Below are 13453 nucleotides of genomic sequence, written 5' to 3'. Positions count from 1 at the left end.
AATCCTCGCGTTGCATGCCCCGAAGGGTTCACCTAGGGTTTGGTGATTGCGGCAACTAATTAGCGGCTGCGAAGCAATCCACCCGGACTCGACGAGGAGGATCCCCCGTGCCCACCCATGGCCTGGCCGGACCGGCAGCGCTGACCGCATCAGGCGCTCCGCTCCGCCTCGATGCCCAACCCATCGACTACGTGCTCGTCTGCGTGTACTTCGCGCTGGTGCTCGGGGTCGGATTCATCGCCCGCCGGCAGGTCGCGAGCAGCCTCGACTTCCTGCTGTCCGGCCGGTCCCTCCCGGCCTGGGTGACCGGTCTCGCGTTCATGTCGGCGAACCTCGGCGCGACCGAGCTGCTCGGCCAGAGCGCCAACGGCGCCCAGTACGGCATCCAGGCGGTGCACTACTACTGGATCGGCGCCATCCCGGCCATGGTCTTCCTCGGCATCTTCATGATGCCCTTCTTCTACGGGTCCAAGGCGCGCTCGGTGCCCGAGTTCCTGCGCCGGCGCTTCAATCCCGCGACGCAGCGGTTCCAGGCGGTGCTCTTCGCCGTGGCATCCGTGCTGCTCGCCGGCGTGAACCTGTACGCCATGGCGATCGTCGTCAACGCGCTGCTCGGCTGGCCGCTGTGGCTCGCGATCGTCGTCGCCGGAGTGGTGGTGCTGATCTACACCCTCGTCGGCGGTCTGTCGGCCTCGATCTACAACGAGGTGCTGCAGTTCTTCGTGATCGTCGTCGCAATGGTGCCGATCACGCTGATCGGCCTGAACCGCGTCGGCGGCTGGTCGGGCCTCAAGGAGAAGCTGACGGCGCAGAACGGCGCCGACATGCTGCACGCGTTCCCGGCCCACGAGCTGACCGGCATCCACAACTCCTTCTGGAGCGTCATCGGCGTCGTGCTCGGCCTGGGCTTCGTCACCTCCTTCGGCTACTGGACCACGAACTTCACCGAGGTGCAGCGTGCCTTCAGCGCCAAGGACGCGTCGGCGGCCCGGCGCACGCCTCTCATCGCCGCGTTCCCGAAGACGCTGGTCGCGCTCGTCATCATCATCCCCGGCATGATCGCCGCCGTGCTGGTGCCCGGCATCCAGCAGCTGAACGCCGGGCAGTCGTCGAACGTCTCCTACAACGACGTCGTGCCGCTGCTCATGCAGCAGCTGCTGCCCAACGGCTTCCTCGGCGTCGCGCTCGCCGGTCTGCTCGCGTCCTTCATGGCGGGCATGGCGGCCAACATCTCGTCGCTGAACACGGTGTTCACCTACGACATCTGGCAGGACTGGCTGCGCCCGGGCAAGAGCGACAAGCACTACCTCGACGTGGGCCGCTGGGTGACCGTGATCGGCACGCTGATCGCGATCGGCACGGCGTTCATCGCCGGCAACTTCGGGAACATCATGGACTACATCCAGACCCTGTTCTCGTTCTTCAACGTGCCGCTGTTCGCGGTGTTCATCCTCGGCCTGCTGTGGAAGCGCGCCACCGGCCACGCCGGCTGGGCCGGTCTCGCCGCCGGCACCGCGGGCGCCGTCATCATCTTCATCCTGAACCAGGTCGGCGTCATCCCGATCTCCAGCCAGGGCTCGAGCTACCTCGGCGGCGGCGTCGCCCTGGTGCTCGCGATCGCGGTCGGCATCGTCGTCTCGCTCGCCTCCAAGCCGAAGCCCGTGTCCGAGCTCACCGGCCTGGTGCACGGCCTCACCACGCACGAGATGCCGACGGATGCCGGCAGCCGGGGCTGGTACCGCAACGTGTGGGTCCTCGGCATCGGCTCGCTCGTGCTGGCCGCCGCCTGCTACATCTTCTTCAACGTGATCTAGGGGCACATCATGACGACTACTCCGACCAAGAAGCGCGGCGCGAACCTGCTGTTCGACCTCCGCACGGTCATCGCGATCCTGTTCGCCGTCTACGGCATCGTCTGCCTGATCTGGGGGCTCGCCTTCACCGGGCAGGACGAGCTCGACAAGGCCGGCGGTTACAACGTCAACCTGATCACCGGCATCGGCATGCTCGTGCTCTCGGCGCTGTTCGTCTGGTGGACCCTGGCGAAGCCGCTCGACGAGGAGACCGAGCCGCACCCCGAGACGGTCGAGGCGCCTGCGGACGTGAACCCGAAGCGGTAGGCGCTCCGGCAGCCACGGCGGTCGTGCCCTTCGGGGCGCGGCCGCCGTTCGCGTTGCGCGCTGGACGCCGAGCATCCGCTGAGAGAAAGATTGTGCACAACTGAATTGTGTGCGATGCTGAGAGGGTGACCACGACGAGCGCGACCGACGCCCTCGAACCGATGCTGTGCTTCGCCGTCTACTCGGCGCAGCGGCAGATCGGGCAGATCTATCGGGAACTGCTGGCCCCGTGGGGGCTCAGCTACACGCAGTACCTGGTGCTGATCGCGCTGTGGACCGACGGCGGCCTCGCCGTGGGACGCCTCGGCGAGCTGCTCGGCCTCGACTCGGGAACGCTGTCACCGTTGCTGAAGCGGCTCGAGGCACGCGGCGTGCTCACGCGCGTGCGGAGCGCGACCGACGAGCGGGTCGTGACCGTGTCTCTGACGGATGCCGGGCGGCGTCTGCGCGACGAGCTGGCCGACGTTCCTCGCTGCTTCGGAGAGCGGCTGGGGATCACGCAGCAGTTCGCGGACGGACTGCGCGAGCAGCTCAAAGCACTGAGCGAACACGCCGCCCCTGGAAAGGACTGAACATGGAAGCGCTGTACACCGCCGAAGCCCTGTCGACCGGAGAGGGACGCAACGGACACGTCGCCACCTCGGACGGACGCGTCGATCTCGAGATGGCGACCCCCCGCGAGATGGGCGGGTCGGGCAACGGGGCCAACCCCGAGCTGCTGTTCGCCGCGGGCTACGCGGCGTGCTTCCACTCGGCCCTGCTGGGCGTCGCCCGCGCGCAGAAAGTGACGCTCCACGACGAGACCGTCGGCAGCCGGGTGCACATCGGGCCGAACGGGCAGGGCGGCTACCAGCTCGCGGTCGAGCTCGAGGTCACGATCCCCGAGCTGCCGCACGACGAGGCGCAGGCGCTCGCCGACGCGGCGCACCGGGTCTGCCCCTACTCGAACGCCACTCGGGGAAACATCGACGTGACCATCACCGTCACCGACGACTGAGCCCTGCCTCGCCGCGTGCGCTACTCGGATCCGCGCTTCGCGCCGCGGGTTCGAGTGGCGCACCGCGGATCCGAGTAGCCCAGGGGAGGGAAGGTCGCCGGCAATCCGCGTGCGGGCTACCGGCGGTTCACCTGGCGTCCCCACCATGGGGGCCATGCGAAAGAACATCTTCGTCGCGGCGACGCTCGCCGCGGCATCCGTGCTCATCATCGCGCCGGCCGCCAACGCGAACCCCGCGCGCTCCGGCGCCTCCACCGACCCGAACGCCTGCTCCTCCACCGTGACCGCGCTGAGCTACAGCGACGCGCTCGACAAGAAGGTCGTCGACGGCGCCGAGGTCAGCGGCCTGTCGTCGCTCGCCTGGGACGCGCGCCAGAAGGCGTGGGTGTCGGCCCTCGACAACGACGGCACCACGCCCGAATACGTGTGGTCGTTCCGCGACCTGGCCGACCCGCAGGTCACCGGAGCGCCGCTCGTGCTGAAGGACGCGGACGGCACCCCCTACACCGGCCAGACCGCCGACGACGAGGGCCTCGCGGTTCTCGCGAACGGCGACTACGCGGTCAGCTCGGAGACCGAGCCGTCGATCCGCATCTACGGCAGGGACGGCGTGCAGAAGGCGTCGCTGCCGGTGCCCGCGCGCTTCGCGGTGACCGGGACGACCGCCGCGGGTGAGGCGACCGCGAACGCCACCCTCGAGGGCCTGACCCTGACCCCGGACAAGAAGACCCTGATCGCCGCGATGGAGGGTGCCCTCTCGGGCGACGTGTCGGCGTCGGGGGATGCGACGGCGCACCGCCTGCTCGTCTACACGCAGGTCCACGGCAGCTGGAAGCTCGAGAAGCAGATCGAGTACCGCACCGACCCCGGCATGCGCATCCCCGAGATCGCCGCATACAGCGATGACGCCATCGTCGTCGAGGAGGCCTCGTGGTCCGCCGATGCCGGCAACGCGGTCGACCTCTTCGCCGTCACCGGGCTGCACAAGGCGGCCGACGTGAGCCGCGTCGAGAACCTCGGCGACGCGCCGGCGAAGCTCACGGTGAAGAAGACGCGGCTGGCCGACCTGGTGGACTGCCCGAGCCTCGGCGCGCCGGCACTCGAGACGCAGGCCAACCCCCTGCTGGACAACTTCGAGGGCATGGCGATCACCTCCACCCTGCCCGGCAAGCGCTACGGCATCAGCCTGATCAGCGATGACAACAACAGCGCGCTGCAGCACACGCGCATCCTCAACCTGGTCGCGAAGCTGCCCTAGCAATTCACTCCACGTGCCCCGTTCGGGGGTGCGCGTGTCGGAGGTCGCTGGTAGTCAGGAGACATGACGAGCGAAGACGACACGACCACCCCCGGCGGGCGCACGCCCCTTCCCGGCAGCACTCGCCCGCCCGCCGCCGGAGCACGGGCGGCCACGCCGCCGGCCGGTGCCGAGGCCCGCATCGAGGCGACCATCGTGCTGCGCCGCAGGGCCGAGGTGCCCGAGTCGGTGCTCGAGCATCCGATCGACCGCGACACGTTCGCGCGCGAGTACGGCGCCGACCCCGCCGACGTCGAGCGGGTCACCCGCGTGCTCGCCGCGCACGGCATCGAGGTCGTCTCCGCCGACCCGGGCAGCAGGCGGCTGCGCATCGCGGGAACCGTCGAGGCGCTGCAGTCCACCTTCGCCACCACCCTCGAGTGGGCCGAGAGCGAGGCGCCCGACGGCAGCCGCGCCGCGCACTGGCACCGCACCGGCGAGCTGTCGGTGCCCGACGAGCTCTCGCCGTCGGTCACGGCGGTGCTCGGCCTCGACTCCCGCCCCCAGGCCCGGGCGAACTTCCGCGCCGCCTCACCGCACGCGGTGAGCGCGAGCTACACGCCGCCCCAGCTCGGCCAGGTGTACCGCTTCCCTGAGGGCACGGACGGCACCGGGCGCACCGTCGCCATCATCGAGCTCGGCGGCGGCTACGAGCAGTCCGACCTCGACACCTACTTCCAGTCGCTCGGGGTTTCGTCGCCCAAGGTCACCGCCGTCGGCGTCGACGGGGCGCAGAACCAGCCGGGCGGCGACCCGAGCGGCGCCGACGGCGAGGTCGCGCTCGACATCGAGGTGGTCGGGGCGCTGGCGCCCGGCGCGTCGATCGTCGTCTACTTCGCCCCCAACACCGACTCGGGGTTCGTCGACGCGGTCGCGCAGGCGGCGCACGCCGACCCCACCCCCGACGCCATCAGCATCAGCTGGGGCCAGAGCGAAGATCAGTGGACCGAGCAGGCGCGCGCCGCGATGGACGACGCGTTCACCGACGCCGCGGCGCTCGGCGTGACCGTCACCGTCGCGGCCGGCGACGACGGGTCGAGCGACCGCCAGAGCGACGGCAAGGCGCACGTCGACTTCCCGGCCTCCAGCCCGCATGCGCTCGCCTGCGGCGGCACGCGCCTTGAGACGGATGCCTCGGGCGCAGTCACCTCCGAAACGGTGTGGAACGAGGGCGAGGGTCAGGGCGCCACGGGCGGCGGAGTGAGCGACGCCTATCCGCTCCCCGACTGGCAGCAGCCGGTCGACGTGCCCGGCGCAGCCGGCAAGACGGGGCGCGGGGTGCCCGACGTCGCTGCGGTCGCCGACCCGGCGACCGGCTACCAGGTGCGCGTCGACGGGCAGGACACGGTCATCGGCGGCACCAGCGCGGTCGCCCCGCTCTGGGCGGCCCTCATCGCCCGACTCGTGCAGGCGACCGGGCAGCGGCTCGGCCTCGCGCAGCGGCTGCTCTATGCGGGCGCGGGCGACGGCACGACGCCGCCGGGGTTCCGCGACATCACCTCGGGAGACAACGGGGCCTACAAGGCGGCCGCCGGGTGGGACGCCTGCACGGGCCTCGGCGTGCCCGACGGGGAAGCGCTGCTCACGGCGCTGCGCAGCCAGAGCTGAGCGTCGCCCGGGCGGGGCGTTTCGCCGGCGCGACGGCTGGATACCGCGCCTGCGATCCCCCAGCTGCTCGGAGAGTGACATGCCGGCTTCCCCCGACGGGCTCGCGCGCGACGTGCTGCGCGAGTTGCGGGCGCTCAAGAAAGACATCGTGGCCGCCGAGAAGTCCGCGGCCGACGAGATCGCGGCCGTCGACCCGGCCCACCGGGCGGATGCGCGCAACCTGGTGCGCTACGTCGCCTTCCGCCGACACGACCTGCGCGAGCTGCAGGGCCGGCTGGCCTCGCTGGGCCTGAGTTCGCTGGGCCGCGGCGAGGCGAGCATCCTCGAGTCGATCGACGCGGTGATCCGCCTGCTGAGCGCCGCCCGGTCCGGCGGGCGGCCGGCGGCGCATCCGTCGGTGCCCGACGCCGAGCAGGTGCTCGCGCAGAACGCCGAGCGCCTGCTCGGGCCGCCGCGAGCCGATCACGGCGGCCGCATCATGGTCACCGCCGACACCGCGATGGCCGACGATCCCGCGCTGGTCGCCGAGCTCGTCGAGGCGGGCATGGACATCGCCCGCGTGAACTGCGCCCACGACGGCCCGGAGGTCTGGGCGGCGACGATCCGCAACGCGCGCCGGGCCGGGCAGGAGGCCGACGTGCCGGTGCGGATCGCCATGGATCTCGCGGGGCCGAAGCTGCGCACCGGCCCGATCGAACCGGGGCCGCAGGTGGTCAAGGTCAAGCCCGAGCGCGACGCCCTCGGCCGCGTGGTGGAACCGGCGCGATTCTGGCTGGGGCGGGCCGAGCCGGACACGCGCGCGCCGCTGCTCGCCGAGGTGCCGGCCGAGCCGGGGGACTGGTTCCGGCGCCGGCGGGTCGGCGACGAGGTGCGGTTCGAGGACGCCCGCGGCCGGCACCGCCTGGCGCACGTCGAGCGCATCCACGAGGGCGGCTGCCTGCTCGCGCTCGACCGCACCGCCTACCTCGTCCCCGGCACGGCACTCTCGGTCGAGGCGGACGGCGCCGCCGACGAGGCAGTCGTCGGCGAGCTCCCGCCGACGCCGCAGCACCTGCTCGTGCAGGAGGGCGACACGATCGTGCTGACGCGCGAGCTGACGCCCGCCTCGCCCGGCACCGAGGGCACGCACCGCATCGGATGCACCCTGCCCGAGGTCTTCGACGGGGCGCAGCCGGGCCACCGGGTGCTGTTCGACGACGGCAAGATCGGCGGGGTCGTCGACGCCGTCGGCGACGGCGAGCTGACCGTGCGGGTGACCTTCGCCAAGCCGGGCGGCGCGAAGCTGCGCAGCGAGAAAGGCGTCAACTTCCCCGACACGGTGCTCGACGTCTCGGCGCTGACCGACCAGGACGTCGAGGACCTGCGCTTCGTCGTCGCGAACGCCGCCATCGTCGAGCTCTCCTTCGTGCGTTCCGCCGCCGATGTGGAGCGCCTGCTGCACGCGCTCGACGAGCTCGAGGCATCCGCCGATCTCGGCGTCGTGCTCAAGATCGAGACGGTGGCCGGCTTCGCAGCCATGCCGCAGATCCTGCTTTCGGCCATGCGGCGCCGCAACGTCGGAGTGATGATCGCGCGCGGCGACCTCGCGGTCGAGGCGGGTTTCGCGCGCCTGGCCGAGCTGCAGGAGGAGCTGCTGTGGCTGTGCGAGGCCGCCCGCCTGCCCGTCATCTGGGCCACGGAGGTGCTCGACACGCTGGCGAAGAAGGGCGTGCCCTCGCGTTCCGAGATCACGGATGCCGCGGCCGGCGAGCGCGCGGAGTGCGTGATGCTCAACAAGGGGCCCTACATCGTGCGCGCGGTGGGCGTGCTGCACGACATCGTCAGCCGCATGAACGCACACCAGTCGAAGAAGCGCAGCCTGCTGCGCGCGCTCGGCTCCTGGCAGCTGTGATGCCGGTGCGCTACTCGCATCCGCGGCGTGCTCCTCGGACCCGCGTCGCGGGCAGCGGATCCGAGTAGCGCACGGGGAGGATCAGTCGGCCCAGCCGGCCTCGCGCAGCGCCTGCCGCGCCTGCTCGCGCGCCGAGTACTTCACGTGCACGCCGCGGATGTCGCGGTAGTTCTGATGCCCGGGGCCCGCCCACAGGATCGAGTCGCCCGGCTCGGCCTTCGACACGGCGACACGGATCGCCTTCTCGGGGCCGGCGACCTCGATCACCTCGACGTCGGGCTTCACGGCCGCCGCGTGCTCCTTCGCCGCGGCGACGAGCGTGGCGCGGATCGCGTCCGGATCCTCGAAGCGCGGGTGGTGGTCGGTGACGATCACGAGGTCCGCCCCGTCGACCGCCGCGCGCGACATCGCGGGCCGCTTCAGCTTGTCGCGGTCGCCGTCGGCGCCGAACAGCATGATCACGCGGCCCGGCGGGGGAGTGACCGCCCGCACCGCGGCCAGGGTCTTCTCGAACGCGTCGGCGCTGTGGCCGAAGTCCACGAACACGTTGGGCCCGCGCTCGCCCGACACCCGCTCGGCGCGCCCCGGCAGGTAGGCCACGATGCCGGATGCGACGGCCGCCGCCAGCTGCTCGTCGGGGTAGCCGGCCGCCGAGATCATGGCGATGGCCAGCCCGGCGTTGAGGGCCATGTGGGCGCCGATGGCGGTGACGAGCGAGCTGACGGACCAGCCATCCGATGCCCTGGTCAGGGTGAACGAGACGCCGCGCGCGCTCTGCCCGGTCACCTCGACGCGCCAGTCGGCCTCGACGCCGGGCAGGGAGGTGATCGTGGTCAGCGGGATGCCGGCGGATGCGACGAGCTCGGCGCTGGGCGGCGTGTCGAGGCACACCACGCCGCGGCGGGCCCGGTCGGGCTGGAACAGCGGCTTCTTCGCGTCCAGGTAGGTCTGCATGTCGCCGTAGTCGTCGAGGTGGTCGTGCGTGAGGTTGGTGAACCCGGCGACGTCGAACACCACCCCGTCGACACGGTGCCGCGACAGCGACTGCGCGCTCACCTCGACGGCCGCCGCGTCGGTGCCGCACTCGGTCCAGCGGGCGATCAGGGAGTGCAGGTCGACGGTCTCGGGCGTCGTCAGCCCCGACACGAGCTTCTCGCCGTCGAAGTGCCGCTCGGCGGTGGAGGACAGCCCCGCCTTGAGGCCCATCTGCTCGAGGATCGCCTCGAGCATGTGCGCGACGGAGGTCTTGCCGTTGGTGCCGGTGACACCGAAGAGCGTGACGGGCGAGGCGGCCGTGTCGAAGAGCCACGCGGCGATCTCGCCGAGCGAGGCGCGCAGTTCCTCGCGCACCACGACGGGCAGGCCGGATGCGGCGGCCTGTTCCAGCCCCGCACCGTCGGTGATGACCGCGACCGCCCCCGCATCGCGCGCCGCCGCCGCGAACCTGGCGCCGTGCTGCGTCGCGCCGGGAAGGGCCACGAACAGGTCGCCGGGCTCGACCGTGGCCGAGTTGAGGGTGATGCCGTGCAGCTCGATCTCCGCCTCGCCCTCCGGCCGCACCGAGCGCTCGTCGCCGAACCGGTCCAGCAGCTCGGAGAGGGGCTTCGACGGACTGTGGCGGGGCCGCACGGGAGGCGGGACGGGCTGGGTCTCGGTCACCGCCCCAGCCTACTTGGCCGGGTTCGCCCCCGATTGGCGCGAAACTCGGCGCTAATACCAGGAATGCGGGGACGCCCGCCATAGGGTGATCGCCGTGTGGGGCATCGAGAGGAAGAGCGCGCCGGGTGGCGCGACCGCGGATTCCGCGCGCGATGACGCCCTGAATCCGCCGCTGCAGACCGGGGCCGCTCCGGCGCTGCTCACGACCGGCGACCCGAGCGTGCAGGTCGGCAACGTCGCCGAGCACGCCTGGACGAAGTGGCGCCGCGAGATCGCGAGCCTCGGCGGCCGCTCGCCGCTGCTGCACTTCTCCGACGAGCCGCGCACCCGCATCGAGCTGACCTCGACGCATCCCGGCGGAATGCCGACGTTCATCACAGGGGAGCGCACCCTGCTGTCGAGCCTGATCCGCGACGAGCTCGCGCTGCGCAATGCGCGCGTCGCGGCCAGCGCCATCACCAACAAGGGCATCGAACTGCGCAGCGTGCGCGGCATCGACGCCGTGCACCTCGCGGTCGGTCTCGCCGCCTGGCGCTTCGACGGCGACGAATTCCTCGCGCCCGTGCTGCTGCGGCCGCTGGCGATCCGCCGCTACGGCCGCGACTTCGAGCTGAAGCTGCGCGGCAAGCCCTTCCTCAACCCCGAGCTCGCCCGTGCCCTGAAGGCCCAGTTCGACATCGCGCTCGACCCCGAGGAGCTCGCCGGGCTCGCGCACGGCTCCGGCGCCTTCAAGCCGCAGCCGGTCATCGACCGCCTGCGCGCCCTGACGGCCGAACTGCCGTGGTTCAAGGTGCAGCCGCGGCTCGTCGTCTCCAGCTTCGCCGACGTCGCCGGCACGATGCTGGCGGATGCGGCCCGGCTGCAGCATCCGATGCTCGACGCGCTCGCCGGCAACCCGGCCGCCCGCGCACAGATCGAGGCCGCCTACGAGCCGGCCCCGCTCACCGGCCAGGACGCGCGCCCGCCCGCCATGGACACGCTGCTGCTCGACTCCGACGAGCAGCAGGACGCGGTGGTCGCGCAGATCGCCGCGGGCAACTCGATCATCGTCAAGACCCTGCCCGGCACCGGCGGCACGCAGACGATCGTCAACGCGCTCGGCGCGCTCGTGGCGAAGAACAAGCGGGTGCTCGTGGCGAGCCCGCGCCGCTCGAGCCTCGACGGCATCGCCTTCCGCCTGGCCCAGGTCGGGCTCGAGGGCGTTGCGGTGCGGCCCGAGACGCTGCGCCGCGACCTGATCACCGCGATCGCCCGCAACGAGAAGGCCGAACAGCCGCACGTCGCCGAAGTCGACGACGCCCTGGTGCGGCTGCGCAAGGTGCTCCTCGACTACCGCGGCGCCCTCACCCACAAGGACCCGCAGCTCGGGGTCAGCGTGCTCGACGCGCTCGAAGAACTCGCCCGCCTCGCCCTGCTGCCCACCCCTCCGGCCACGACGGCGCGCCTCGACCTGCCCTCGCTGCGCGCCATCGCGCACAGCAGGCGCGAGGCCGCCCAGACCCTGGTCAAGGCGGCCCGGCTCGGCGAGTTCCGCTACGGCCCCGACGACTCGCCCTGGTACGGCGCGCACTTCCACACCCCCGCCGACGGCGAGGCCGCGCACGAACTGGCCAAGAAGCTGCACGCCGTCGAACTGCCCCGCCTCATCGAGCGCGCCCAGAAGCTCGTCGCCTCCACCAAGCTGCGCCCGTTCGAGAACATCGCCGAGCTGGGCGTCTACCTGCGCCTGCTCGCCGACCTGCGCGAGACGCTCGACAAGTTCCAGCCCTCCGTCTTCGACCGGCCGCTGACCGAGCTGGTGAACGCCACCTCGGGCCGCCGCGACGTGGGCATGAGCGCCGGCGACCGGCGCCGCCTGCGCAAGCTCGCACACGAGTACGTGCGGCCCGGCGTGCATGTCGGCGACATGCACGAGAGCCTGCTGAAGATCCAGCAGCAGCGCACGCTGTGGCAGCGCTACGCCGAGGCCGGCGCGCCGCCGGCCGTGCCGGTGGGGATCGCCGACGTGCAGGTGGCGTATCAGCGCGTCGCATCCGATCTCGCCAGCCTCGACGAGCCGCTCGCGCGCGCCGGCACGCCCGCCTCCCTCACCCTGCTGCCGCTGTCGCAGCTGAAGGCGCAGATCGCGGGGCTCGCGGCCGACAGCGAGGTGCTCGCCAATCTGCAGCAGCGCACGGAGCTGATTCAGCAGCTGCGCGAGGTGAACCTCGACCCGCTGCTGGCCGACCTCGGCGCGCGGCACGTCAAGGAGGCGCAGATCCCCGCCGAGCTCGAGCTCGCGTGGTGGCAGTCGGTGCTCGAGCACATGCTCTCCGACGACCGGGCGCTGCTCGGCGGCAACACGAGCGTGCTCGACCGGCTCGAGGCCGACTTCCGGCTCGTCGACGAGGCGCACGCGTCGTCGACGGCGCGCCAGCTCGCCTGGCAGCTTGCCGAGGCGTGGCGGATCGGCGTGGTCGACAACCCCGATGAGGCGGATGCGCTCAAGCGTCTGCTGCGCGGGGACCGGGTCACCGCCCCGGCGCTGACCCGCGCGGCGCCCAGGCTGGGGCGGATGCTGGCGCCGGTCTGGCTCGCGAGCCCGTACACCGTCGCCCAGCTGCCCGACGACCTCGACTTCGACGCCGTGTTCATCGTCGACGCGGGCGCCTGCACGCTGCCGGAGAACATCGGGGTGATCCGCCGTGCCCGGCAGCTCGTCGCCTTCGGCGACCCGGTGACGCAGACCCCGACCCCCTTCGAGACGGCCGTCGCCGAGAGCGCCGAGACCTCGCACGAGGTCGACGTCGACGCGCTGCACGGCAGCTCGACCCTGGCGCGCCTGACCGACCTGCTGCCGGTCTTCACCCTGACCCGCTCGTACCGGGCGGGCGGCGACGACCTCGCCGAGCTCGTCAACCGGCGCTTCTACGGCGGCAAGATCGAGACGCTGCCGTGGGCGGGCACGTACCTCGGCCACGGCTCGCTCAACCTGCACCTCGTCAAGGAGGGCTTCGGGCTGCCCGACCCGGATTCGGGCGCGGTCGAGTCGGTCGACGCCGAGGTGGCGAAGGTGCTCGAGCTCGTGGTCGACCACGCGGTGAACCGGCCGCGCGAGTCGCTCATGGTGGTCACCGCCTCGCCGCGGCACGCGGTGCGCGTGCACCAGGCGGTGCTGCGGGTGTTCGGCCAGCGCCAGGACCTCACCGACTTCATCCTCGCCGACAAGGCCGAGCCGTTCACCGTCGTCACGCTCGACCAGGCTACGGCGCAGAGCCGCGACCGGGTGATCTTCTCCATCGGCTACGGCCGCACCCCGCACGGGCGCCTGCTGTCGAACCTCGGCGCCCTCGCCGCCCCCGGCGGCGAGCGGCTGCTCGCGGTGGGGCTGACCCGCGCCCGTCGCTCCCTGGACATCGTCTCCTGTTTCCGCCCCGACGACATCGACGATCAGCGGATGCCGCACGGCATGGTCGCGCTCGCCCACGTGCTGGCCGAGGCCGCCGACATGGACGCCTCGCTGCCCGACGCCCCCGAGACCACCGAACCGCTGCTCGTGGACCTCAAGACGCGGCTGGAGCGGCGCGGCCTGTCGGTGCGGCTCGGGTACCGCGGCGCCCTGCCGCTGGTCGCCTCGTACGGCACCAAGGCGGTCGTCGTCGAGACCGACCAGATCGTCGGCCAGGGCTCGCTGCGCGAGTCGCTGCGGCTGCGGCCCGAACTGCTGCGCCGCCTGGGCTGGCACTACCTGCGCGTGCACAGCTTCGAGCTGTTCGCCGACCCCGAGGCGATCGCCGCGCGCGTGGCTCGGCTGATCGGGGCGGCCGACCAGTCGGCGCCGGAGACCGCGCCCATCACGCTGCCGTAGCGCCGCGAGGCGGGGCATCCGTCTCGCCTACGCT

The 13453-nt window shown here is 72.1% G+C and carries 9 protein-coding genes; 8 read left to right on the top strand and 1 reads right to left on the bottom strand.

The window, feature by feature from the left end:
• Positions 1–107 precede the first annotated feature (107 nt).
• The 7 genes from H563_RS0110050 to H563_RS0110020 all read left to right on the top strand — a co-directional run bounded on the left by H563_RS0110050 (position 108) and on the right by H563_RS0110020 (position 7913).
• Positions 108–1814: a sodium:solute symporter family protein gene (locus H563_RS0110050; RefSeq protein WP_022882478.1), complete on the top strand. Its 1707-nt coding sequence runs from the start codon at positions 108–110 to the stop codon at positions 1812–1814.
• Positions 1815–1823: 9 nt separating this feature from the next.
• Positions 1824–2120: a hypothetical protein gene (locus H563_RS0110045; protein WP_022882477.1), complete on the top strand. Its 297-nt coding sequence runs from the start codon at positions 1824–1826 to the stop codon at positions 2118–2120.
• Between the two features lie 125 nt (positions 2121–2245).
• The gene (locus H563_RS0110040; RefSeq protein ID WP_245556839.1) at positions 2246–2692 is read left to right on the top strand and encodes a MarR family winged helix-turn-helix transcriptional regulator; all 447 of its coding nucleotides are present in this window, start codon (positions 2246–2248) and stop codon (positions 2690–2692) included.
• A gap of 2 nt (positions 2693–2694) precedes the next feature.
• Complete coding sequence (locus H563_RS0110035; protein ID WP_022882476.1) at positions 2695–3117, top strand: organic hydroperoxide resistance protein; 423 nt, start codon at positions 2695–2697, stop codon at positions 3115–3117.
• A 154-nt stretch (positions 3118–3271) separates the two neighbouring features.
• Positions 3272–4375, top strand: coding sequence for an esterase-like activity of phytase family protein (locus H563_RS0110030; RefSeq protein WP_027479317.1), 1104 nt, complete (start codon positions 3272–3274; stop codon positions 4373–4375).
• A 63-nt stretch (positions 4376–4438) separates the two neighbouring features.
• Positions 4439–6022: a S53 family peptidase gene (locus H563_RS0110025; protein WP_022882474.1), complete on the top strand. Its 1584-nt coding sequence runs from the start codon at positions 4439–4441 to the stop codon at positions 6020–6022.
• 79 nt (positions 6023–6101) lie between these two features.
• Positions 6102–7913 (top strand): pyruvate kinase, encoded by a 1812-nt coding sequence (locus H563_RS0110020; protein ID WP_022882473.1) that lies wholly within the window; start codon positions 6102–6104, stop codon positions 7911–7913.
• A gap of 81 nt (positions 7914–7994) precedes the next feature.
• Here the strand turns inward: H563_RS0110020 and H563_RS0110015 are convergent, their stop codons facing one another.
• Positions 7995–9572 carry a Mur ligase family protein gene (locus H563_RS0110015; RefSeq protein ID WP_022882472.1) on the bottom strand — a complete coding sequence of 526 codons (1578 nt, stop codon included), beginning with the start codon at positions 9570–9572 and terminating at the stop codon, positions 7995–7997.
• A 94-nt stretch (positions 9573–9666) separates the two neighbouring features.
• Between H563_RS0110015 and H563_RS0110010 the strand changes: the two genes are divergently transcribed.
• Positions 9667–13419, top strand: coding sequence for a DEAD/DEAH box helicase (locus H563_RS0110010; protein ID WP_027479315.1), 3753 nt, complete (start codon positions 9667–9669; stop codon positions 13417–13419).
• Positions 13420–13453: the final 34 nt, after the last annotated feature.

The sequence above is a fragment of the Gryllotalpicola ginsengisoli DSM 22003 genome, assembly GCF_000419445.1.
Classification (GTDB): Bacteria; Actinomycetota; Actinomycetes; order Actinomycetales; family Microbacteriaceae; genus Gryllotalpicola; species Gryllotalpicola ginsengisoli.
Note: the sequence above shows the minus strand (reverse complement) of the source record. Positions and strands in the feature narration are given on the sequence as shown.